Here is a 23,637-nt window from a genome sequence, read left to right on the forward strand (position 1 = left end):
GAACACCGGTGTCTTGCGGGGGACAGCGGGCGACAGGGGGCGACAGGGACGACAGCGGGCGAGAGCGGGGAGCGTGGGGGAGAATTGCCGGACGTGATCGACGACACGCGGCGTGGCGGGGCGACAGCGTGCGGAAGGCACCCGTAGCGTCGTTGCGAGCACCACATCTACCAGCATTGCCCCTGAACTTCAAGTAGAGGTTGAGGGTTCGACCGGAGGCCCGACTGACGTGACCACGAACCACAACTACCTCGCCGTCATCAAGGTCGTCGGTGTCGGCGGCGGCGGCGTGAACGCCGTGAACCGCATGATCGAACTCGGCCTCCGCGGCGTCGAGTTCATCGCCATCAACACCGACGCGCAGGCACTGCTCCTGAGCGACGCCGACGTCAAGCTCGACGTGGGCCGCGAGATCACCCGCGGTCTCGGTGCCGGCGCCGACCCCGAGGTCGGCCGTCGCGCCGCCGAGGACCACGCCGAGGAGATCGAAGAGGCCCTCGCGGGCGCCGACATGGTCTTCGTCACCGCCGGTGAGGGCGGTGGGACCGGAACGGGTGGTGCTCCCGTGGTCGCACGCATCGCGAAGTCGATCGGTGCGCTCACCATCGGCGTCGTCACGAAGCCGTTCAGCTTCGAGGGCAAGCGCCGCCAGTCCCAGGCGGAGAACGGTGTCGCCGGGCTCAAGGACGAGGTCGACACCCTCATCGTCGTGCCGAACGACCGCCTGCTCGAGATCAGCGACCGCGGCATCTCGATGGTCGAGGCCTTCGCGACCGCCGACCAGGTGCTCCTCGCCGGCGTCCAGGGCATCACCGACCTCATCACCACCCCGGGTCTCATCAACCTCGACTTCGCCGACGTGAAGAGCGTCATGCAGGGTGCCGGTTCGGCCCTCATGGGCATCGGCTCCTCGCGGGGAGCCGACCGGGCGATCAAGGCCGCCGAACTGGCCGTCGCGTCCCCGCTGCTCGAGGCCTCGATCGACGGTGCGCACGGCGTGCTGCTCTCGATCCAGGGCGGGTCGAACCTCGGCATCTTCGAGATCAACGACGCCGCCCGCCTGGTGCAGGAGGCCGTCCACCCCGAGGCGAACATCATCTTCGGTGCGGTCATCGACGACACGCTCGGCGACGAGGTCCGCGTGACCGTCATCGCCGCGGGCTTCGACGGTGGCGAGCCGACCGCACAGCAGAAGGAGCGCCGCTCCAGCTGGGTCGACCCCGAGGCCGGCGCCACGGTCCCGGTGGCGTCCGCGGGCGCGATCGAGGACTCGTCCTCGCCGGCCCCGTCGTGGGCGTCGCAGGAGCACGAGGCGCCGGCGCAGCGCGCCGCCGACCCGGCCTTCGACGACGATGACGACGAGCTCGACGTCCCCGACTTCCTGAAGTAAGCAGACGTTGGCAAGCGATCCGCGCCTCCCGTCCGACTCGTCACCCGACGACGGACTGGAGGCGCGTCTCGCGTCCGTCAGGTCCGGCATCTCCGACGCGGCGCGAGCCGCAGGGCGGTCGGCGGACGAACTGACGCTCGTCGTCGTCACGAAGTTCCACCCGGCGTCGCTGGTGCGGGACCTCGCGGCACTCGGCGTCACCGACGTGGGGGAGAACCGCCACCAGGAGGCGCAGTCGAAGGCCGCCGAGCTCGCCGACGTGCCGCTGACCTGGCACTTCGTCGGGCAGCTGCAGTCGAAGAAGGCCCGGCAGGTGCGGCGGTACGCGCACGTCGTGCAGTCGCTCGACCGGGACTCCGTGGTCGACGCGTTCGCCCCGACCGAGGCCGAGCCGGAGCCGCCGGTGATCGACGGTTTCGTGCAGGTCAACCTGACCGACGACCCCGACCGTGGCGGCGTCCGGCCCGACGACGTCGAGGCGATGGTGTCGCGCGTGCTGGCAACGGGGACGATCCGGCTCCGCGGCGTCATGGCGGTCGCCCCGCTCGACGAGGAACCCCGCGCGGCCTTCGCCCGGCTGCGGAGGGTGTCCGAGCGCGTGGTGTCGCTCGCTCCGGACGCGACCGACATCTCGGCCGGCATGAGCGGGGACTACGCCGACGCGATCACGGAGGGCGCGACACACCTCCGGATCGGGACCGCAATCACGGGAAATCGCCCGGTCGCGCCCTAGCCTCGTTCCAAGGGCATCCACGAGCACGAACTCCGGAGGAACCATGGCCAACCCGCTGAAGAAGACGATGGTCTACCTCGGCCTCGCCGACGAGGAACTCGAGTACGAGGACGAGCAGCCGCAGCAGCAGCCCGTGCGGCAGCAGTCCGCTCCGGCCCCTGCGCCCGCCCCCGCTCCGGCCGCTCCCGAGACGCCCGCGCCCGCCGCGGTCGCGGTGGCGCCCGTCGCCGCCGAGCCCAAGACGCACACCCACCAGCGCGGTGCCCAGGTCACCCCGCTCCGCCGCTCGCACACGACCGCACAGAAGGCAGCACCGGTCCAGGAAATGAACGAGATCCTCACCGTCCACCCGCGCGAGTACAAGGACGCCCAGTCCATCGCCGAGAGCTTCCGCGACGGCATCCCCGTCATCATCAACCTCTCCCAGATGACCGAGGCCGACGCGCGCCGCATGATCGACTTCGCCTCGGGGCTGTCGCTCGGCCTCTACGGCAAGATCGAGCGCGTCACGAACAAGGTCTTCCTCCTCTCGCCCGCCCACGTCGCCGTGAGCGGTGAGACGCCTGAGGTAGAGTCCGACATCGAGGCGTCCTTCTTCGCCCAGTCCTGAGTCCCTCAGGCCCACCCGCCCCGTGAGCGTCGCCACGTGACGACGCCCACCCGAGCCGAGCGAGCCCCATCGTGTCCGCGATCTTCACGATCCTGTACTTCCTCCTCCTGCTCTACTTCTTCGTGATGTGGGGGCGGTTCGCGCTCGACATGGTGCAGGCGTACAACCGTTCCTGGCGGCCTCGCGGCGGACTGCTCGTGGTCTCCGAGGTCGTCTACACCGTGACCGACCCGCCGATCCGCACCGTCCGCAAGGCGCTCCCGCCGCTGCGGATGGGACCAGTGGCGCTCGACTTCGGCTGGACGATCGTGATGCTCGTGGTCATCATCGCGATGACGATCGTCCGCTACCTGATCTAGCGCCGGGTCAGCCGCGACACGCGCCACGCCCAGGTCATGGTCACGGTTCACGGCCGCCGTCGGTGTACGGTGGTCGGGATCGATGCTCGCTCCGGCGTGGCATCCGCACCGCTCGGCGCGACTGGTACATTCGGTCGCGACGCAAGTGGTTCCACACGTTCAGCAGTTCTATTGAGGTGACGGCAATGGCTTTGACGCCGGAAGACGTAGTCAACAAGCGGTTCCAGCCGACGAAGTTCCGCGAAGGCTACGACCAGGACGAGGTCGACGACTTCCTCGACGAGGTCGTGGTCGAGCTGCGTCGCCTGACCGCGGAGAACGACGAGCTCCGTCAGCGCCTGCAGGCTGCTGAGTCGGCTCCGAAGCCGGCCCAGGCCGAGCAGCCCGCACCGACCCCCGAGCCCGAGCCGGAGCCCGCCCCCGTGGCCGCCGCCCCGGAGCCCGCTCCGGTCGCCGCCGCCGCGCCGGCCACCACGGTCCCCGCGGACGAGGACACCGAGGGCACCACGAACCTCCTCACGCTCGCCCGACGTCTCCACGAGGAGCACGTGCGCGAGGGTGTCGAGAAGCGCGACGCGCTCATCGCCGAGGGCACCGCCCAGGCCGCCCGCCTCGTGTCCGAGGCCGAGGCCAAGCAGCGCCAGATCATCGCCGACACCGAGAACGCCAACCGTCAGCGTGTCGCGGTGCTCGAGCAGGAGCAGCGCCAGCTCGAGGGCAAGATCGACGAGCTCCGCACCTTCGAGCGTGACTACCGCGCACAGCTCAAGAGCTACATCCAGGGTCAGCTCGCCGAGCTGGACGGCTCGGGCCCCGAGCAGTCCGGTCTCACCCCGGCGCCGGCATCGGCGCAGGGCTTCGGCAACTGACGTTGTCGCGACCAGCATCACGAGCGAAGGTCAGTGTCCGCGCGATCGCGGGACTGGCCTTCGCCGCTGTCGTCGTGGTGGCGCTCGACCAGGGCGTGAAGGCGCTCGTCGTCGCCAACCTGCCGTACGGCACCGTCGTCCCCGTGCTCGGGAGCGCCCTGCAGTTCCTGTACGTCCGGAACCCGGGCGCCGCGTTCTCGTTCGCGGTGAACATGACGTGGGTCTTCTCGATCGTGTCGACCGCCGTCGTGGTCGCGATCATCGTCTTCGCGCGTCGCATCCGCTCGATGTGGTGGGCGCTCGTGCTCGGCATGCTCCTCGGCGGGGCGCTCGGCAACCTGCTCGACCGGCTCTTCCGTGAGCCCGGGTTCGGTCGCGGTCACGTGGTGGACTTCATCTCCACGCCGTGGATGATGCCCGCGATCTACAACGTCGCCGACTCGTTCATCTGCGTGAGCATGGTGATCTTCGTCCTGCTCGTCATCTTCGGCGTGAACCTCGACGGTTCCCGCGCCCTCTCGGCGAAGCAGCAGCGCGCGGCAGATGCCGCGGGAGCCCCGGGTGACGCCTCCGTGGCGGACGGCCACCGCGCCTCCAGGCCCCTCATGGACGACCCGCGCGCGCCGCGTGACGGGCGGGACTCCCTCGGGCACGACGCGACGTGACCGAGAGTCGTTCGCTGCCCGTCCCGGACGGGCTCGCCGGTGAGCGTGTCGACGCCGCCATCGCGAAGCTCCTCGGGTTCAGCCGGTCCTTCGTGGCCGACGTCGTGGCCGACGGTGGCGTGCGCGTCGACGGCGTCGTCGTCGACAAGTCCGACCGGTTGCACGCCGACTCGTGGCTCGAGGTCGAGTGGACCCCGAAGGAAGCACCGCGGATCGTCCCCGTCGAGGTGCCCGGCATGACGGTCGTGCACGACGACGAGGACATCGTCGTCGTCGACAAGCCGATCGGTGTCGCCGCACACCCGTCACCGGGTTGGGACGGGCCCACGGTCCCCGGCGGGCTCGCCGCGGCCGGCTTCACCATCGCGACCTCGGGTGCCGCCGAGCGCGCGGGCATCGTGCACCGCCTCGACGTCGGCACCTCCGGCCTGATGGTCGTCGCGAAGACCGAGCTGGCGTACACGCACCTCAAGCGGGCGTTCAAGGAGCGCACGGTCGACAAGGTCTACCACGCGCTCGCGCAGGGCCACCCGGACCCCACCTCGGGCACGATCGACGCGCCCATCGGCCGGCACCCGTCGAGCGACTGGAAGTTCGCAGTCACCGCGGACGGGAAGCCGAGCGTCACGCACTACGAGACGCTCGAGGCGTTCCGGTCGGCGACCCTGCTCGAGGTGCACCTCGAGACCGGGCGGACGCACCAGATCCGCGTGCACATGGCCGCGACCCGGCACCCGCTCGTCGGCGACACGATGTACGGGGCCGACCCCGTGCTCGCGAACGAACTCGGGCTGACGCGTCAGTGGCTCGACGCGGTGCGGCTCGGGTTCGAGCACCCGCGCACGGGGGAGTGGGTGTCGTACTCGGCGGAGTACCCGGAGGACCTGCAGCAGGCGCTCGACCGCATCCGCGCCGCGTAGCGGCGCGGCGCGGCGCGGGCGGCCGGCCGGACCCGAGGTTCCAAAATTTCGGCATCTCGGCGCCGCCGGCGCTCGGCCGTGGAACCCCGGCACGACGCGCGCAGTGTGTCCTGGAACCCCGCGAAGGAGCGTCCGGCGTGTCGGTCGGGCCGGGGCGGACGGGAGGCGCGTGGCGGCGCCGCCACGCGCCTCCCGTCCGCCCCGGCTAGGTCGCATTCAGCTGGCAGTCGTGCGCGCGGGCTCGGCCTGGGCGGGGGCAGCGGGCGCGGCAGCGGACTGCCGACCGGGGAGGAGCGCGGCCATCGCCGTCGCGAAGGCCGTGATGCCGATCGCCCACCAGAACGCCTGCTGGAACGCGGCCGCCGGGTCGCCCCCGGCCGCGGCGCCCGCGAGCACGACCGCGAGCACCGCCGTCCCGAACGCGCCGCCGAGCTGCTGCGACAGGCGCGTGATCGTGCTGGCGTGCGGCATCTCCGGCCGAGCGAGTCCGACGAACCCGACCGCCATGATCGGGATCATCACCGCCCCGAGTCCCAGACCGCGGACCACGAGGACGAGTCCGATCCACCACGGGTTCGTCGAGCCGTCGGCGAACGCGAACGGGATCGTCGCCAGGAGCACGATCGCGAAGCCCACGATGGCGACGGTGCGCGCGCCGATCCGGTCGGTGAGGCGTCCGGCCAGCGAACGGCTGAGCAGCGAGCCGACACCCTGCGGGATGAGCAGGAGTCCCGCACCGAGTGCGTCCGCGCCGCGCAGCTCCTGGAAGGACAGCGGGAGCAGGAGCATGCCGCCGTAGAGCGCGGCGCCCATCAGGAACATCAGGGTCGCGGCGGCGGCGAGCGGACGGTGCCGGAGCAGCGCGAGGTCCACGAGAGCTGCCTCGCGGCGGCGCGTGGCCCAGAGGACGAACGCGACGAGGAGCACGAGGCCGGCGGCGAGCGGCGCCCAGACGTCGGGGCGGGCGAACCCGTCGGTCCGGCTCGCGTTGCTCAGCCCGAACAGGACGCCGACGACGGCGGGGGAGAGGAGCACGAGCCCGACGGCGTCGAGGCGGGCCCTCCCGGTGGGACCGTCAGCGGGGATGAACCGCCATGCGAGGACCAGTCCGACGACGGCGAACGGCACGTTGACCCAGAACAGCCACGGCCAGCTGCCGGCGCCGAGGATGAGCCCGCCGATGATCGGTCCGAGGATGGGGCCGAGGGCGGTGGGGAGCGACACGATCGACATGAGCTTCCCGACGCTCCGGCCGCCGGCCGCTTGCATGAGCAGCGTCGTCAGGAGCGGCATCATGGCGCCGGCGCCGATGCCCTGGACGACCCGGAAGACGATGAGGCTGGTGACGTCCCAGGCCAGCGAGCAGAGGACGCTGCCGACGAGGAACACGACGAGCGACGCCATCCAGAGGCGGCGTCCGCCGACACGGTTCTGCAACCAGCCGATGAGCGGCACGGTGACGCCCATCGCGAGGAGGTAGCCCGTGCTCACCCACTGGATCGTCTCGACGCTGGCGTGCAGGTCGTGACTCAGGGTGTGCAGGGCGACGCTGACGATCGTCGAGTCGAACAGCGGCGCCATCGCGCCGACGACGAGCGCGATGGCGAGTCTGCTGAGGTTCCGGTCCACGATGCTCCTTGGATACGCGTTCGTTTCTTAACGAGCACGACGGTAGCCCTCGTGGTTAAGATACGCAAGTGGATCTTGTGAAGACGCGTCGTCGCGGAGTCGAACTCGAGGAAGCCCTGCTCGACGCCGCCTGGGCGGAGCTGCAGGAGGTCGGGTACCCCGCCTTCACGTTCGAGGGCGTGGCGGCCCGGGCCGGGACGTCGAAGCCGGTCCTCTACCGGCGTTGGCCGGCGAAGGTGGACCTCGTGCTCGCGGCGCTCCAGCACGGCGGCCTCTTCTCGCGGCGCGAGCTCGTCGACACCGGGTCGCTCCGGAGCGACGTGCTGCACGCGCTCCGCGACTTCAACGCCTACCGCTCGGGCTTCATGGCGGCCATCAGCGTGTACATGGCGAGCATCAACGTCGAGACCGGACTGTCCCCGGCGGACCTCCGGGACCGGTTGCTCGGCGGGCGGTCGACGATCGGTCGGGTGATGCTCGAGCGGGCCGCCGCGCGCGGGGAGATCCCGGCGCGGGACTGGTCGGACGGGATCGCCTCGCTGCCGTCCGACCTGGTGCGACACGACCTCGTGATGTCGCTCAAGCCGCTGCCGGACAGCCGGATCGTCGAGATCGTCGACGACATCTGGCTGCCGCTCGTGCGCTGACCCCGGGCGGACTCCCGCGACGCGCTCGACGCGCCCGGGAATGTGGGTGGGCGCGGTTAGGCTGTTCACGCCCCGCAGCAGCTCCTTCGAACCGGAGGTTCCGTGTCGGATTCCGACTCCTTCGTCCACCTGCACGTGCACAGCGAGTACTCGATGCTCGACGGTGCCGCCAGGCTCTCCGACCTCGTGGCGGAGACCGCTGCGCAGGGCATGCCCGCCGTGGCGGTGACCGACCACGGCAACATGTTCGGCGCGTTCGAGTTCTGGAAGGCCGCGAAGGCCGGCGGTGTGAAGCCGATCATCGGGACCGAGGCGTACATCACGCCCCGCACCCACCGGTCGGACAAGACCCGCGTGCGCTGGGGCGACGGCGGCGGGGACGACGTCTCCGGGTCCGGCGCGTACACGCACATGACGATGTTCGCCGAGAACACCACGGGCATGCACAACCTGTTCCGCCTGTCCTCGCGCGCCTCGATCGAGGGCTACTACTTCAAGCCCCGCATGGACATCGAGCTGCTCGAGCAGTACCACGAGGGCATCATCGCGACGACGGGCTGCCCCTCGGGCGAGATCCAGACGCGCCTGCGCCTCGGGCAGTACGACGAAGCCGTCAAGGCCGCGGCGGACTACCGCGACATCTTCGGCAAGGAGAACTACTTCGCCGAGGTCATGGACCACGGGCTCGAGATCGAGCGCCGGATCATGAGCGACCTGATCCGCCTCGCGAAGGACCTCGACATCCCGCTCGTCGGCACGAACGACCTGCACTACACGCACTCGCACGACGCCAAGTCGCACGCGGCGCTCCTCTGCGTGCAGTCCGGGTCCACGCTCAACGACCCGAACCGCTTCAAGTTCGACGCCGACGAGTTCTACTTGAAGACCCCCCAGCAGATGCGGCACGTCTTCCGGGACAACCTCGAAGCGTGCGACAACACCCTGCTCATCGCTGAGCGGTGCAACGTCGAGTTCGACACTGCGGCGAACTACATGCCGAAGTTCCCCGTGCCCGAGGGCGAGACCGAGCAGACCTGGTTCGAGAAGGAGATCGCGAAGGGGCTGCAGTACCGGTACCCGGGCGGCATCCCGGCCGAGGTCCAGGAGCGCGCCGACTACGAGACCGGCATCATCAACCAGATGGGCTTCCCGGGGTACTTCCTCGTGGTCGCCGACTTCATCAACTGGTCGAAGAACAACGGCATCCGCGTCGGTCCGGGCCGTGGTTCGGGTGCGGGCTCGATGGTGGCGTACGCGATGCGCATCACCGACCTCGACCCGATCCGGCACGGCCTGATCTTCGAGCGGTTCCTCAACCCGGACCGCGTCTCCATGCCCGACTTCGACGTCGACTTCGACGACCGGCGCCGCGGTGAGGCGATCAAGTACGTCACCGAGAAGTACGGGTCGGAGCGCGTCGCGCAGATCGTCACGTACGGCACGATCAAGGCGAAGCAGGCGCTCAAGGACTCCTCGCGCGTCCTCGGGTTCCCGTTCGGCATGGGCGAGAAACTCACGAAGGCGATGCCGCCGCCCGTCATGGGCAAGGACATCCCGCTCACCGGGATCTTCGACAAGGACCACCCCCGCTACAAGGAAGCCGTCGACGTCCGCACGGTCGTCGAGACCGACCCGGAGGCGAAGACGGTGTTCGACACCGCGCTCGGGCTCGAGGGACTGAAGCGTCAGTGGGGCGTGCACGCGGCCGGCGTCATCATGTCGAGCGACCCGCTGATCGACATCATCCCGATCATGAAGCGGGAGCAGGACGGCCAGATCGTCACGCAGTTCGACTACCCGGCAGCGGAGTCGCTCGGCCTGATCAAGATGGACTTCCTGGGCCTCCGGAACCTCACGATCATCAGCGACGCCCTCGACAACATCAAGACGAACCGCGGGATCGAGCTCGACCTCGAGACCATGGGGCTCGAGGACCCCGAGGCGTACGCGCTCCTGCAGCGCGGCGACACCCTCGGCGTGTTCCAGCTCGACGGCGGCCCGATGCGCGGTCTGCTCCGCCTGATGAAGCCGGACAACTTCGAGGACATCTCCGCGCTCATCGCCCTGTACCGTCCGGGGCCGATGGGTGCGAACTCGCACACGAACTACGCGCTCCGCAAGAACGGCGAACAGGCGATCACGCCGATCCACCCCGAGCTCGAAGAGCCCCTGGCGGAGATCCTCAACGGTACGTACGGCCTGATCATCTACCAGGAGCAGGTCATGGCCATCGCGCAGAAGGTCGCCGGGTTCTCCCTCGGCCAAGCGGACATCCTCCGCCGCGCGATGGGCAAGAAGAAGAAGTCGGAGCTGGACAAGCAGTACGCCGGCTTCGAGCAGGGCATGAAGGACAACGGGTACTCCGACGCGGCGATCAAGACGCTGTGGGACATCCTGCTGCCCTTCTCCGACTACGCGTTCAACAAGGCGCACTCCGCCGCGTACGGCGTGGTGTCGTTCTGGACCGCCTACCTCAAGGCGCACTACCCGGCCGAGTACATGGCCGCGCTACTCACGTCCGTCGGCGACGCCCGCGACAAGCTCGCGCTGTACCTCAACGAGTGCCGCCGCATGGGCATCAAGGTCATGCCGCCGGACGTCAACGAGTCGATCGGGTTCTTCGCGGCCGTCGGCGACGACATCCGCTTCGGCATGGGCGCGATCCGCAACGTCGGGTTCAACGTCGTCGACGACATCGTGAAGGCCCGCACCGAGAAGGGCGCGTTCGAGTCCTTCCACGACTTCCTCCGCAAGATCCCGATCTCGTCGGCGAACAAGCGCACGGTCGAATCCCTCATCAAGGCCGGCGCCTTCGACGAGTTCGGCGACACCCGGCGGGCGCTCGTCGAGATCCACGAGGGCGCGGTCGAGGGCGCGGTGAAGGTCAAGCGCGACGAGGCCCACGGCAACGTGGGGTTCGACTTCGACTCGCTGTTCGCCGAGGTCGCCGAGGAATCACCGGCCGCCGCGGCCGCGGTGTCCCAGGTGCCCGACCGTCCGGAGTGGTCGAAGCGCGACAAGCTCGCGTTCGAGCGCGACATGCTCGGCCTGTACGTGTCCGACCACCCGCTCGCCGGCCTCGAGATCGAGCTCGCGAAGCACCAGTCGATCACCATCGCCGACCTCATCGCGGCCGACGACTCGGTCGAGGGCGAGACCGTCACGGTCGCGGGCCTCCTCACGAGCGTGCAGCACCGCGTGGCGAAGACGAGCGGCAACCCCTACGGCATCGTCCAGATCGAGGACTTCGGCGGCGAGATCGGCGTCATGTTCCTCGGCAAGACCTACCAGGAGTTCGGGCCCTCGCTCGTGGCGGACTCGATCGTGGTCCTCCGCGGCCGGGTCAACGTCCGCGACGACGGCAAGGCCCTGCACGCGGTGAGCATGTTCCAGCCGAACGTCGGCGACGCGATGGGCTCCGGCCCGCTCACGTTGAGCCTGCCCGAGCGCCAGGCGACGACCACGACGGTGACCGAGCTCGCCGCCGTCCTCGGGCGGCACCACGGCGAGACCGAGGTGCGGCTGAAGCTGATCAAGGACGACGTGGCGCGGACGTTCGAGCTGCCGTTCCCGGTCAACCTCACCCCGGACCTGTTCGGCGAACTGAAGAGCCTGCTCGGCCCGCGCTGCCTGGTCTGACCATGGCGCACCGGATCTTCGCCACCCCGTTCGCGGACGTCTACCCGCTCTACCTGGCCAAGGTGGAGCGGAAAGGCCGCACGAAGGCGGAGCTCGACACCGTCATCGAGTGGCTCACCGGCTTCGACGACGCGGCACTCGCCCGGCACCTCGCCGACGAGACCACGTTCGAGCAGTTCTTCGCGGCGGCACACCTCAACCCGAACGCGCCGCTCATCACCGGCGTGATCTGCGGTGTGCGGATCGAGGAGCTCGACGACCCGCTCATGCGGCAGATCCGGTACCTCGACAAGCTCGTCGACGAGGTCGCGAAGGGTCGGCCGATGGAGAAGGTCCTGCGGTCCGCGTGATCCGACCAGGCGCCGACGTGCTCCGCGCGTTCGCCGTGCACGAGCCGCTCGAGCGCCTCACCGGCGGCCGTGGTCTGACCTGGCGGGCGGGTGCCGTCGTGCTGCGTCCGCACGACCCGCCCGCCGTGACCGACTGGCGGGCGGGCGTCCTCGCAGCACTCCCGCACACGTCGGCGTTCCGCACGCCGCGCCCGGTCGCCAGGCGGGACGGCGGCTGGCGTGCGGGGGACTGGGAAGCATGGGAGTACCTCCCCGGTTGGGCCGACGAGACCCGGATCGAGGACGTCATCCGCGCGGGCGGTGCCTTCCACCGCGCCATCGCCCACCTCGACCGCCCCGCGTTCCTCGGCGTCGGCCCCGACGCCGGACGAGACGACGACCCGTGGAGCCGGGCCGACCGCATGGCCTGGGGCGAGGAACCACTCCCGCAGGACCCGGCGCTCGACCGCCTGGCCGCAGCGTTCCGACCCGTCCGGACACCGTCACAACTCGTGCACGGCGACCTGCTCGGCAACGTGCTGTTCGCCGACGGACACCCGCCCGCCGTCATCGACTGGCCGCCGTACTGGCGACCCGCCGGACTCGGGGCAGCGGTCGCCGCGGTCGACGCCGTCTGCTGGCACGACCTGCCGGCGGACCGCCTCGACGCACTCGGCGACGGTGTCGCCGAGTGGTCGCAGCTGCTGGTGCGCGCGCTCGCGTTCCGCATCGCGACGCTCCACCTGCTCGGCGGGTGGGACGCCGACGGGGCGGACCGGCACCGGCCCGTCATCGACGCGCTCGTCTGACGGCCTGGAGGTGCGGGGCGGGGCCGCCAGGTGCCTCCGGGCCGGTTGGGGGTCGCGTCAGACGCCGCGGCCCGCGATCGAGCGGAGGCGTGCGGTGAGGCGCGGATTGCGCGCGCCGAAGGCGAGCGCGGCCAACCGACGCATCGAGACGCTCGCGGGGTGGACCATGAGGCCGGTCGCCTCGGCGATGTCGGTCACGGCAGTCCACCGGGCACGGAGCCGTTCCGCGTCGATGGGCTCCTCCGCGGCCGACCGTACGACCCGGACCAGGTCCGAAGCGCCGCGCCACGGGACGGTCCGGTCCTCGTAGCGGCGGATGATGCGGTCCAGCGCCGTCGACCGGTGGTGTGCGACCGCGAGCGACCAGCGCGTCAACGGTGCGATCGCGTCGACGAGCACCCAACGCGGAGCGCTGGCGTTCAGCGCGGTCAATGCGTCGAACGTCGTCACCGGGCCGAGCGCGATCCCGACGTCGTACACCTGCCGTGAGCGGACACCGGCAGCGACCTTGGCACCCGGGAAGGCGGCGCGCGCAGCCCGAAGTTGCTGTCGGGTGACGATGAGGGTCACGACGACGTCCTCCGGGGCGCCGGCGAGCACCGCGGACACGCGAGCAACCGTGTTCGCGTCGACCACGGTCGGCAGGTGGAGGGCGACCCGGACGACGCCGTCGTTCGGCAGGAACGTGTCGGCGAACACGTCGACGGCGTCGCGGAACCGGCTCTGGAACAGTGCGAGCGCGCCACCGTAGAACGGGTAGCGCTCGAGCAGGATGCGTTCGTGCGCCAGACGGAGGGTCGGACCCCGGTCACCGCTGAAGCTCGTCGAGCCCGTGTGGATCACGAGCGCACGGTTCGCGAACACCGACGTGTAGCCGTGCTCGTTGATGCGCAAGCAGTAGTCGTTCTCCTCGCCGTACCCGGGGGAGAAGACCTCGTCGAACAAGCCGAACCGTTCGATGAGCGACCGGCGGGTGAGGAAGCAGAAGCCCATCGCGACGGGCGCCGGAGTGGCGCGCGGGAGCAGGTCACGGACCGCGGCGTGCACCTGCTTCGTCCGTGCAGGCGAGACGTTCGCCGACGGGTTGCGTCGGGAGAATGGCAGCGACGCGATCGTCGCGTTGTCGCTCCGGGCGCAGACGACACCGATCATCTCGTCCGACGCGAGCACCGCCGCCATCTCCTCCACGAAGCCGGGCGCCGGCACGGTGTCGCTGTTCAGGAGCAGCACGTCGTTGCCGGTCGTGTCGACCTCGAGCACCGCGCGGTTGCAGTTGCCGACGAACCCGAGGTTCCGCTCGTTCCGGACGTACGAGAACCCGTCGTGCCCGTCGATGAGCTCGAGCACCCGACGTTCGATCAGGTCGGCGTTCGGCCCGGCGTCGTTGCTGAGCAGGACCCGGTCGACGTCGAAGTCCACACCGTCGCGCAGCGCGACGATGCATCGTTCGAGGCCCGGGAGGTCGTCGTAGATCGGGACGACCACCGTGACGGGACGGCGGGGGACGTTCATCGGCGAGCGAGCCTCCTGAACACCACTCCCGGACGCGCCAGGATGCGGCCGACCGCCCCCGAGCGGGTCTTGAGACGGTTCGCCAACAGGCCGACGGCCGCCTTCGCGCTCGTCGCGCCGAGCGAGGCGTACGCCGCCGGCAGCCCGAACCAGTACTGCGCGATCTCGGGGAGTCGGTACCCGTCTCCGGTCTCGGCGACGGCTCGCAGGCGTGCGATCGCCGCCGCGTTCGTGTGGACGGCCATCAGCTCGGACAGTCGTTCCGGTGCCGCCGCGCCGTGCTCCGCTGCGAGTGCGCGGTCACGGGCGTACGTCTCGAGCGCGTCGGCCAGCGTCCGGACGTCGTCGACGTCGAACAGGCGACCGGTCACGCCCTCGGCGACGAGCTCAGCACTCCCGCCCGACGACGACGCGACGACCGCGCGGCCCATCGCCATGTACTCGGCGGTCGTCCGTCCGAACGCCTCGAGCGTCGACGGCGTCACGCACACCTCAGAGGCCGCGATGTACGGCGCCGGGTCGTGCTGCTCGCCGGCGAACACGAGCTGGTCCTCGACACCCAGCTTCCGAGCGCGCGCGAGGAGCTGCTGGTCGTAGCCCGGGTACTTCCACGACCCGACGAAGCAGGCCGTCACGTGCAGTCCACGCTCGCGGAGGAGCCCGAGCGCCTCGATGACGCGGTGCTGCCCCTTGCCCTCTTCGACGCGACCGACCACGGTGACGCGCAGGTCGGAGTTCGGCTGCGGGAACGGCGTCACGGCTGGCACCCCGTCGCGACCGGCGAGCAGCGCGTCGGTGTCGACGACCGGGTACGCCACGCTGATCTTGTCGCTGTCGATGTCCGTTGCGAGGTGCGCGCGCATCGCTTCGGAGTTGGTGATCACGGCGCCGGACATCAGCCCGATGTCGCGGAAGGTCGCGTGTCGACCGACCTGGAAGTGCAGGCCGTGGTCGAGGTCGCCGTACTCACGGATGATCCATGCCTGGGGGATGCCGAGCGCTGCTGCGGCGAACGAGGCCCACGGAGCGACCAGGGTGTTCGTGACGACCAGGTCGGGACGGTTCTTCCGGAACAAATCGATCATCGCGCGCACCGTGGCGTAGTCGACGGTGGCGAAGGCCGCCTGTTCGGCTGCCGGGGCGGGCTGCTCGCTGGGGAGCGCCCAGCCGCGGAACCGGTAGGCCTTGAACGGCCAGCCACGTTCCTTGAGGGCCTTGATGAAGGTGCCTTCGGGGGCCTTCGTCAAGAACACGGGTTCGAGTCCGGGGTCGATCCGTTGCCAGTCCTCGACGAACCGGAGGAGCGACCGTTCCGCGCCTCCGAGGTTGGTCGGAGCGGACGAATGGTTCGCGAAGATTACTCGCACCTGAGGACCCTACTTGATTGCTTCCAGCGACCGCACATCCGTTCGCCGAGTCGCCGCGGATTCCCGGAGGATCGCGGCTCTGGATGCTGTGTGTCCTCCCAACATACGGCGCACCGGCGGGACTTGGCGAGAGACCCTCGGAGACGTGTGAGAATAGGTCGTCCCCAAGCGTTTCGGGGTGGACCCCGCTCGGCGCCCACCCCCGGAGAGAACCGAATGACCTACCTCAACGAGCTCGCATCGTCTCGCGAGCTCCTCGCCAACCTGATCGCGCGGGAGGTCAAGGGAAAGTACCGGCGGACGCTCTTCGGGCAACTGTGGTCACTCATCAATCCGCTCGCCCTGATGCTGATCTACACGCTGGTGTACTCGTTCATCTTCAAGGCGAAGATCGAGATCGGCGACCCGTCCGGTCTGAACATCTACCCGTTGTGGCTCATGTGCGGCCTGCTGCCGTGGACGTTCTTCACGAGCGTCGTGAACGGTGGGATGTCCTCCATCGTGTCGAACGGATCACTCGTCAAGAAGGTGTACTTCCCGCGCATGGTGTTGCCGATCTCCGCCATGGGGTCGGTCGGCTTCACCTGGGTGCTCGAGATGGCGGTGCTCGCGATCGCGTTGTTGCTCTTCGGCGCGAACATCTGGCTCTGGCTGCCGTTCACCATGATCCTGATGGTGCTCCTCGGCATGTTCGCGGTCGGGCTGTCGATGGTGCTCGCGGTGATCAACGTGCACTTCCGTGACATGCAGCACCTCGTCGGCATCCTGCTCCGGCTCTGGATGTACCTGACGCCGATCATCTACCCCATCTCCCTCGTCGAGGACGCGGTCACCCCGAAGACCGCCTGGCTGGTCGACCTCTACCACCTGAACCCCATGGAGCACTTCTCCGTGGCCTTCCGGAACCTGCTCTACGACAACCGCATGCCCGCTGGTCACGACCTGGTCTGGTGCGTCTTCGCTGCCTTCGGCATGCTCGCGATCGGCTTCTGGGTCTTCGCGAAGAACGAGAAGAAACTGGCTGAACTCCTGTGAACGACGTCGCTGTCTCCGTCGAGAACGTCTCGAAGCGCTTCCGGCTCTACCACGAGCGGAACAGCTCCCTGAAGAGTGCGGTCATGCGTGGCAAGAAGAGCGTCCACGAGGACTTCTGGGCGCTCCGCGACGTGTCCTTCGAGGTGCCGCACGGCTCGACCTTCGGTCTCATCGGCAAGAACGGTTCCGGCAAGTCGACGCTGCTGAAGTGCCTGGCGAAGATCCTCTGGCCGGAACAGGGCACCATCCAGGCGACGGGCAAGCAGGCGTCGTTGCTCGAGGTCGGTTCGGGCTTCCACCCCGAACTCTCCGGGCGCGAGAACATCTTCCTCAACGGTTCGATCCTCGGCATGAGCCGCAAGGAAGTCGCACGGAAGTTCGACGACATCGTCTCCTTCTCCGGCGTCGGCCACTTCATCGACCAACCGGTGAAGAACTACTCGTCCGGCATGTACGTGCGGCTCGGCTTCTCCGTGGCGATCAGTGTGAGCCCGGACATCCTCGTCGTGGACGAGGTGCTGGCGGTCGGCGACGCGACCTTCCGAAAGCGGTGCGAGGGGAAGTTCAAGGACATGCAGAAGGAGGGCCGCACCATCATCCTGGTGTCCCACTCCATGAGCATGGTGCAGTCGATGTGCGATCAGGTTGCCTGGCTGGACGGCGGCGAGCTGAAGCAGGTCGGGAGTGCGAAGGACGTCATCTCGGCCTACAACTCGACGGTCTGAGGTCAGCCCTCCACGAGAGGTGCCAGTCGGTCACCGAGGTACGGCGCCAGCGACTTCGCGTACGTCGCCGTGATGTGTGTGCGGTCCTGGTAGACGAGCACGCCGCCGATGATCGGCGAGCACACCCGGTTGTTGCAGAACAGGTCGGTGGTGTCGACCACACGGACATCCGCTCGGGCAGCCGCTGCGATCTGCGGGTCTGCGTCGGACGCGGGCCGACGGAAGAGGCACGGCCCCAGGTCGTCGGCGTGCTCGGCGGCACATGCGTCGATGTCCGCGATCCCCGCGGCCGTCGGATCGGGGTTGTCCTCGATCGGCACCACGCGCGCCCCGGTCGCGAGTATGCGTTCCCATGCCCCCGCGTACCCGATGGCTGCTTCCTCGGCCGGCGACCGACCGGAGGCCGCGGGGAAGGCGGTGTACGACGCCGAGGCGACGATGACTGCGTCGTAGTGCTCATCGGCGAGGGCGCGGAGCACCGCGTCGTTCCACTTGGTGCAGGCATCGTCGTGGTCGGTCGATCCGGCGGCACGGACCGTGGTGATCGGGCAGGCCGATCGGACGTACGTCGTCACCGCCCAGCCCCGCTCGTCCGCGACCTTCTCGACCGCAGGCTCCCAGTGTCCGGCGTGCGAGTCCCCGACGAGGGCCACCCGCAGACGTGCGCTCGTCGCACTCGCTCCGACCGCGCAGGTGGTCAGGCCGGTGAAGGGACCGAGCTTCTGCTGACAATCGGGGTGCGCCGTCGTCCAGTTGTCCTGGTTGGCGCCGACCGGTGACGGAACCGGACCGCCGCGGGTCGTCGTCGCGAAGTCCCCCCGCAACGCCGCCGCGGCGCCGGGCCGGGCTCCGGCGGTCGCGGCGGCGTCGTCGGCGACGCGTTGCGGCACGACCACCAGGGCGGCTCCCGAGACCGCCACCCCGAGCACGACAGCCGCGGACACGGCGGACAGCACGCGGCGCGGGCGACGACCGGACGCGTGCCGACGCACAGGGAGCACCCGCCACCGGTTCTCAACGTAGGTGTAGCTGAGCGCTGCGAGCCCGACGGAGAGTCCCAGGAGACCGATCTTCTCGAGCGGCAGCAGCGCGCGGTCGACCCACGCGGTGGTGAGCACGATCAGCGGCCAGTGCCACAGGTAGAGGCTGTACGACACGTCGCCCGTCAGCTGCACCGGACGCCAACGGAGTGGCGAGGCCTGCCCCAGCGGGGTTCCGCACGAACCCGCCACGACGAACGCCACCGCGCCGAGCACGGGGACGGCGGCTGCCACGCCGGGGAATGCCGTCGCGTCCGTGTAGACGAGCGCAGTGAGCCCGACGAGAGCGAGCCCACCCCAGCGGAGTGCCTCGGTCCACACGAGACCGAGCCTGGCCCGTACCGGCACGAACGCGATGAGCGCCCCCGCCGCCAGCTCCCACATGCGTGTGGGGGTCACGAAGTAGGCAGCCGCTCGGCTGTGGTCCGTGTACCAGATCGAGTACGCCAGCGAGGCCGCTGTGATCACGGCGATGGTCACGAGGACGACCGTCCTGCTGCGGGCGTGGCCTCGCCGACGGATGCTCGGGATTGCTGCGAGCAGGAACACGAACGGCCAGACGAGGTAGAACTGCTCCTCGACCGACAAGGACCAGAAGTGTTGGAACGGACTCGTCGAGGGCGACGCAGCAGTGTACGTGTCAGCGTTAAGCGCGAGTCGCCAGTTCTCGACGTAGAACGTGCTCGCGAATGTCTGGAGCCCGAGTTCTCGCCACGCCGTCATGGGGAGGACGAGCAACGCCGTCGCCGCGACCACGAGGATCACGAGGACGGCCGCCGGGAGCAGCCGGCGAGCACGCCGCAGCCAGAAGCGTGGGACGTCCACCCGGCCGGACGTCGTCGCCTCGCGCAACAGGTGCCCGGAAATGAGGAAGCCGGAGACCACGAAGAACACGTCCACTCCGACGAAGCCACCGGGAAGGTGCTTCGGGAAGAGGTGGTACACGATCACGAGGGCGACCGCGACGGCGCGCAGCCCCTGGATGTCCTGGCGGAATCCGCGGGTTTCGGTGACTGATCTTCGGATTCCCATGGCCAGGAGACTCTACCGAACGGTCACGACGGCGATCGCAACCACACCCCGACCGGCTGGTCACCCACTTCGAGCCGGACCGTCACTCGGTAGCCGTACCACAATGGAAGAACGCCGTGCGCCCGGCCGTCCCCGCGCTCGTCAGGGCCGCGCGCTCCTGCCAGTCGTCGATCACGGAGCGCTCGTCGGGACGGTCCGCGTCGTCGACGGCGAGGATCGCGCCGTCGCTCAGTCGGCCCCCGAGGAGCGGGACCGCGGGCCAGCGGGAGTGGATCCGCACCGACGCGGGAGGTCCGTCGACGAACAGGAGGTCGATGGACTGGATCGACTCCCAGGCGCCCCGGCTGTACCACGGGAAGGCCTCCCCGTCGAAGTCGAAGCGCTCGAGAGGAGCGTCGACGACGGTGGCCTGGTCTGCCACTCCCGCGTCCGCGAGCATGCGCCGTGTCTCGCCCGCGTAGTGCGCGTCGTGGTCCAGGGAGACGAGGCGGAGGTCTGGGCGACTCTGCGCGATGGCCGCCGCGAGCCGAACGGTCGAGTGTCCGCTCCCGAGTTCGACGATCGTCGCGTTCTGGGGGAGGCCCAGAGCGCGGTTGACGAGTTCGAGCTGCGTCTCGGGGAGCGCGGCGAAGGAGGTCGGCTCGGCGAAGCTCCCGTGCACTGGAGCAACGTCGTCCAGTGACGCGCTCGTCGGCTGCTCGGTCGGGACCTCCGGTGTGTCCTCCGTTGTCTCGTCCACGAGCGCGCTCAGGCCATCGGGATTCGGCGACCGGAGTTCCGGATCCGGCCCGAATGCCGCAGCGGCAACGGCAACGGAGTCGACTCGCACGTACGTCACGTTGACCAGGTCGCGGGCCGATTCCACGTCCTCGACGAGGATGGTCCGTTCGGCGCGGATGTTGCGGCTCTCGGACGGCAAGCCAGTCAACATCGAGGCGGCGGTCACGACGACGGTGCTCGCCGTTGCACGGTCCGCATCATGGAGCTGCACGATGCGGCCCTCGTTGACGAGGTCCTGCAGCCGGGCCGGGAGCAGCGCGGCGTCCTTGCAGGTGCTGACCGAATCGATCTGCGCGATGCCGACGGTGCGCGAAGCGGCCAGGTGGTCGAGGTCCTCGACGAGACGCTCGAGCGTCCCAGCCGTGTTCGCGCCCGGACGGTAGTCGGAAACGACCACGACGTCGAGCGTCCGCTCGGGGACCGGCACGCCTTGGATGTACTCGTTCGCCGGGTACGGCCGCGACGCCATCGGGTGCTCGATGCGCGGAGCTGCCTCGCCCGCGGCGATCTGTTCGTGCCAGCGCATCCAGCCGCTCTTGTACGCGACGCGCGCCGAGTGCACCCACCCATCACCGAAGTCGGATCCGGTGAGGGATGTTCGGGAATAGCGGACCAACATGAGCGGCACGGGGAGCTCGAGGAGCGGGACCCGTGAACCGAACGCTGATTCGATGCGCAGGCGGAACTCGCTGTCGGCACCCTTGCGGACGTCGTCGTAGTAGCCCACACGGTCCACCACGGTCCGTCGGCGGAACAGCAGAGAAGTCTCGGTGAGGCGGAGCGAAGCGCTGCGCGGCTGGACGAACGCGAGGTCGTTGGTGACACGGAGCGAGGACGTCACGTTGCCGACGAGGTCCGGGTGCGCCTCGAGATGCCTGACCTGGATCTCCAGTCGGCGGGGGTGCGCCCAGTCGTCCGAGTCGTGCATCGTGACGTACTCACCGAAGGCCCTCCGGATGCCCTCGTTGCGTTGGAAGTACGTCCCCCGGTTCTCCGCGGAGCGGATCACCCGGACGCGACGGTCCATCGCCGCGGCCTGCGCCAGGACCGCGTCGTACCCCGGGCCGGAGCCGTCGTCGATGACGAGCAGCTCCCAGGTCCGCCAGCTCTGCCGGATCATCGATCGGATCGCCGTGATCATACCGTCGTCGGGACGGAAGCAGGTCATGATGACGGTCACGAGCGGCCCGTCTGCCACCCGGTCTGACGGAACGCTGTCGAGACGGTCGAACGGGGTGGCTCCCTCGGCTGAGAGGCGCACCGGTTCGAGCGCGTGATCGGTGTAGGTGAGGTTGAACAGGTCGAGCCAGCTCTGCATGGAGAGGTCTTCGTGGCCGGGAAGGAACGGGTTCGCCAGATCGGCTCGGTGCAGGAAGTGGCGGTAGTCCGGGTTCGCCGTCCGCTGCACGATCCGCTCCGCGCTGGTCTCGTCACCACCGAGCAGGAGGAGTTCGGTGGCCACGTGCCGCGCTTCGGCGGACAGCGATGCGCCCGCCGGGCCGGAAAGGTACCGGAGGATGCGTTGCGCGATCCGCGTCTGCGGCTCCGTCTCGAAGGCCGCCAGCAGTCGAGCCAAGGTCAGCAGGGTGCCCGGGTCGAATGCCTCCGGCGCGCCCTTGGCGGCTGCGAGGACAGCGCGATCGAGGGCGTCGAGCCCGTACCGACCGCGGCTCGCTCGGAACGCCAGCACCTCGGCAGCCCACATCGATCGGTTCTTCGCGCCGAAGCGTTGGATGGACCGCGGATTCGCGCGGGACCAGTGGGAGACGACGGAGCGTCGTGCCGCCGTCGTCGAGAGATCCCGCATCGGGACGGCTCGGGAGAGCTCGGCCCCTTCCCGCTCAGCCGCCGTACGGGCGGCGTCCACGGCAGCTTGTTCCGCCTTCGCGGCCTGCTGCGCGGCGCGCTCGTTCCGTGCGTTCCGCGCCCGCCGCTCCCGGGCAGCGACCTCGGCCTGCGCGCGGCGACGCGCGGCTCGGTAGAGGACGAGGACCCCGACACCGCTCAGCACGACCCAGGCGACGAGCACGGTCCACCCGAGCCACACCACGTCGTCATCGACGAGGACGGCCACGGTCCCGAGCAGGATCGTCACGCCCACCCACCCGAGGACTGCGAAGACACGGACATCGGGTCGACTGAGGTCGATGGGGCGCAAGACGGGCCTTTCCGGGAGCGGGTCGGAGCTCAGGACAATCTAGTGGGAGCGATGCACGAGTCCTCGTCACGAACACACTAGGCTTGCCGAGGTTTTTGAACGAATGCTCACGGAGGAACCTTTGCGTCTCGTCGTCGTAGGTCAGGGGTACGTCGGACTCCCGCTCGCCCAGGAAGCGGTGAAGGCCGGCTTGGCGGTCATCGGGTTCGAACAGAACGTGGATCGCGTCAGCGACCTGAACGACGGACGCTCGCACGTCGACGACATCAGCGACGCCGAGGTACGGGCGATGGTCGACGCTGGCTATCGTGCGTCCGCCGATCCGACGGACCTGGCCGGCGCCGACGCGATCGTGATCTGCGTCCCGACCCCGCTCACGGTGGACGGCGCGCCGGACCTGGCCGCCGTGCGCGGCGCAGTCGAGACCATCGGTCGCAACCTGACCGCCGGCACGCTCGTGGTCCTCGAGAGCACGACCTACCCCGGGACGACCGAGGAAGTGGTCCTGCCGATCCTCGAGGGCTCGGGCCTGCGCCTCGACGAGGACTTCTTCCTCGCGTTCTCTCCTGAGCGCATCGATCCGGGCAACCCCCACTTCGGACTGGCGAACACCCCGAAGGTCGTCGGCGGTGTCTCCGAGCGGTCGTCGGACGTCGCGGTCGACTTCTACTCCCGGTTCGTGGACACCGTCGTCCGTGCGAAGGGTGCAAAGGAAGCCGAGACGGCGAAGCTCCTGGAGAACACCTACCGTCACATCAACATCGCCCTGGTCAACGAGATGGCGAAGTTCTGCCACGACCTCGGGATCGACATCTGGGACGTCATCGACGCGGCGTCCTCCAAGCCCTTCGGGTTCCAGGCCTTCCGGCCGGGGCCGGGTGTCGGCGGTCACTGCATCCCGATCGACCCGAACTACCTCAGCTTCGAGGTGAAGCGTCGCCTCGGGTACCCGTTCCGCTTCGTCGAGCTCGCCGAGAGCATCAATGCATCGATGCCGAGCTACGTGGTCGACCGGATCGCCGAACTCCTGGCCCACCGTGAAACGACACTGGAGGGCGCCTCGGTCCTGCTGCTCGGGGTCACGTACAAGGCGAACATCGCCGACCAGCGGGAGTCACCCGCGGTCGACGTCGCCGAGGAGCTCCTCCGCCGCGGTGCCGAGCTGTCCTTCCACGACCCGCACGTCGAACGGTGGTTCCTCGGATCCGGCGAACGCAGCCGTGTCGAGTCACTGGACGCGGCAGTCTCGGAAGCCGACGTCGTCGTCCTGCTCCAGGCACACGACGAGTACGACGTCGATGCCCTCGCCGGCCGAGCACGCAACTTCTTCGACACCAGGGGTGTCAGCCGTGCACCGGGCGCGGTCCGGCTCTGATCGGCGTGCCTCGC

The 23,637-nt window shown here is 69.3% G+C and carries 19 protein-coding genes; 14 read left to right on the forward strand and 5 right to left on the reverse strand.

The window, feature by feature from the left end; translation table 11 throughout:
- The first annotated feature begins 229 nt into the window (after positions 1-229).
- The 7 genes from ftsZ to HP507_RS08425 all read left to right on the forward strand — a co-directional run bounded on the left by ftsZ (position 230) and on the right by HP507_RS08425 (position 5,546).
- Complete coding sequence (ftsZ, locus tag HP507_RS08395) at positions 230-1,390, forward strand: cell division protein FtsZ (RefSeq protein ID WP_175351333.1); 1,161 nt, start codon at positions 230-232, stop codon at positions 1,388-1,390.
- 7 nt (positions 1,391-1,397) lie between these two features.
- Positions 1,398-2,123 (forward strand): YggS family pyridoxal phosphate-dependent enzyme, encoded by a 726-nt coding sequence (locus HP507_RS08400; RefSeq protein WP_175351334.1) that lies wholly within the window; start codon positions 1,398-1,400, stop codon positions 2,121-2,123.
- Positions 2,124-2,166: 43 nt separating this feature from the next.
- The gene (locus tag HP507_RS08405) at positions 2,167-2,733 is read left to right on the forward strand and encodes a cell division protein SepF (RefSeq protein ID WP_175351335.1); all 567 of its coding nucleotides are present in this window, start codon (positions 2,167-2,169) and stop codon (positions 2,731-2,733) included.
- A 71-nt stretch (positions 2,734-2,804) separates the two neighbouring features.
- Positions 2,805-3,092, forward strand: a complete 288-nt coding sequence (locus tag HP507_RS08410) for a YggT family protein (RefSeq protein ID WP_376984167.1) — start codon at positions 2,805-2,807, stop codon at positions 3,090-3,092.
- A 185-nt stretch (positions 3,093-3,277) separates the two neighbouring features.
- Positions 3,278-3,961, forward strand: a complete 684-nt coding sequence (locus HP507_RS08415; RefSeq protein WP_175351336.1) for a DivIVA domain-containing protein — start codon at positions 3,278-3,280, stop codon at positions 3,959-3,961.
- 2 nt (positions 3,962-3,963) lie between these two features.
- On the forward strand, positions 3,964-4,626 hold the full coding sequence (lspA, locus tag HP507_RS08420) for a signal peptidase II (RefSeq protein WP_254701014.1): 663 nt from the start codon (positions 3,964-3,966) through the stop codon (positions 4,624-4,626).
- Positions 4,623-5,546, forward strand: a complete 924-nt coding sequence (locus HP507_RS08425; protein WP_175351337.1) for an RluA family pseudouridine synthase — start codon at positions 4,623-4,625, stop codon at positions 5,544-5,546. The genes lspA and HP507_RS08425 overlap by 4 nt, the downstream gene beginning before the upstream one ends.
- A gap of 216 nt (positions 5,547-5,762) precedes the next feature.
- On the opposite strand, the gene HP507_RS08430 is transcribed toward HP507_RS08425, so the two are convergent.
- Positions 5,763-7,175 carry a DHA2 family efflux MFS transporter permease subunit gene (locus HP507_RS08430; RefSeq protein ID WP_271207050.1) on the reverse strand — a complete coding sequence of 471 codons (1,413 nt, stop codon included), beginning with the start codon at positions 7,173-7,175 and terminating at the stop codon, positions 5,763-5,765.
- Positions 7,176-7,243: 68 nt separating this feature from the next.
- Between HP507_RS08430 and HP507_RS08435 the strand changes: the two genes are divergently transcribed.
- From HP507_RS08435 to HP507_RS08450, 4 genes are all read left to right on the forward strand, one after another.
- A complete protein-coding gene (locus HP507_RS08435; RefSeq protein WP_271207049.1) occupies positions 7,244-7,822 on the forward strand; it encodes a TetR/AcrR family transcriptional regulator in 579 nt (192 codons plus the stop codon).
- A 153-nt stretch (positions 7,823-7,975) separates the two neighbouring features.
- Positions 7,976-11,461, forward strand: coding sequence for a DNA polymerase III subunit alpha (gene dnaE / locus HP507_RS08440; protein ID WP_217508631.1), 3,486 nt, complete (start codon positions 7,976-7,978; stop codon positions 11,459-11,461).
- Between the two features lie 2 nt (positions 11,462-11,463).
- Entirely contained in the window at positions 11,464-11,811 is a 348-nt protein-coding gene (locus HP507_RS08445; protein ID WP_175351339.1) for a DUF2200 domain-containing protein, read from the forward strand.
- Positions 11,808-12,599, forward strand: coding sequence for a hypothetical protein (locus HP507_RS08450; RefSeq protein ID WP_217508616.1), 792 nt, complete (start codon positions 11,808-11,810; stop codon positions 12,597-12,599). The genes HP507_RS08445 and HP507_RS08450 overlap by 4 nt, the downstream gene beginning before the upstream one ends.
- Before the next feature lie 57 nt (positions 12,600-12,656).
- On the opposite strand, the gene HP507_RS08455 is transcribed toward HP507_RS08450, so the two are convergent.
- Together HP507_RS08455 and HP507_RS18375 are read right to left on the reverse strand one after the other, a co-directional pair.
- Positions 12,657-14,111, reverse strand: coding sequence for a glycosyltransferase family 2 protein (locus HP507_RS08455; RefSeq protein WP_175351340.1), 1,455 nt, complete (start codon positions 14,109-14,111; stop codon positions 12,657-12,659).
- Positions 14,108-15,478, reverse strand: coding sequence for a glycosyltransferase family 4 protein (locus HP507_RS18375; RefSeq protein ID WP_175351341.1), 1,371 nt, complete (start codon positions 15,476-15,478; stop codon positions 14,108-14,110). Before HP507_RS18375 ends, HP507_RS08455 begins: the two co-directional genes overlap by 4 nt.
- Before the next feature lie 216 nt (positions 15,479-15,694).
- Between HP507_RS18375 and HP507_RS08465 the strand changes: the two genes are divergently transcribed.
- Both HP507_RS08465 and HP507_RS08470 read left to right on the forward strand, forming a co-directional pair.
- Positions 15,695-16,513, forward strand: coding sequence for an ABC transporter permease (locus HP507_RS08465; protein WP_175351342.1), 819 nt, complete (start codon positions 15,695-15,697; stop codon positions 16,511-16,513).
- A complete protein-coding gene (locus HP507_RS08470) occupies positions 16,510-17,238 on the forward strand; it encodes an ABC transporter ATP-binding protein (protein ID WP_271207048.1) in 729 nt (242 codons plus the stop codon). Before HP507_RS08465 ends, HP507_RS08470 begins: the two co-directional genes overlap by 4 nt.
- A 2-nt stretch (positions 17,239-17,240) precedes the next feature.
- On the opposite strand, the gene HP507_RS08475 is transcribed toward HP507_RS08470, so the two are convergent.
- Positions 17,241-19,310 (reverse strand): acyltransferase family protein, encoded by a 2,070-nt coding sequence (locus tag HP507_RS08475; protein WP_175351343.1) that lies wholly within the window; start codon positions 19,308-19,310, stop codon positions 17,241-17,243.
- A gap of 82 nt (positions 19,311-19,392) precedes the next feature.
- Positions 19,393-22,185, reverse strand: coding sequence for a glycosyltransferase (locus HP507_RS08480; protein ID WP_175351344.1), 2,793 nt, complete (start codon positions 22,183-22,185; stop codon positions 19,393-19,395).
- A gap of 166 nt (positions 22,186-22,351) precedes the next feature.
- Here HP507_RS08480 and HP507_RS08485 point away from each other — a divergent pair, with 166 nt between their 5' ends.
- Positions 22,352-23,623, forward strand: a complete 1,272-nt coding sequence (locus HP507_RS08485; RefSeq protein ID WP_175351345.1) for a nucleotide sugar dehydrogenase — start codon at positions 22,352-22,354, stop codon at positions 23,621-23,623.
- Positions 23,624-23,637: the final 14 nt, after the last annotated feature.

Origin of the sequence: Curtobacterium pusillum, from assembly GCF_013359865.1 — a bacterium.
In the GTDB taxonomy this organism is placed as follows: domain Bacteria; phylum Actinomycetota; class Actinomycetes; order Actinomycetales; family Microbacteriaceae; genus Curtobacterium; species Curtobacterium pusillum.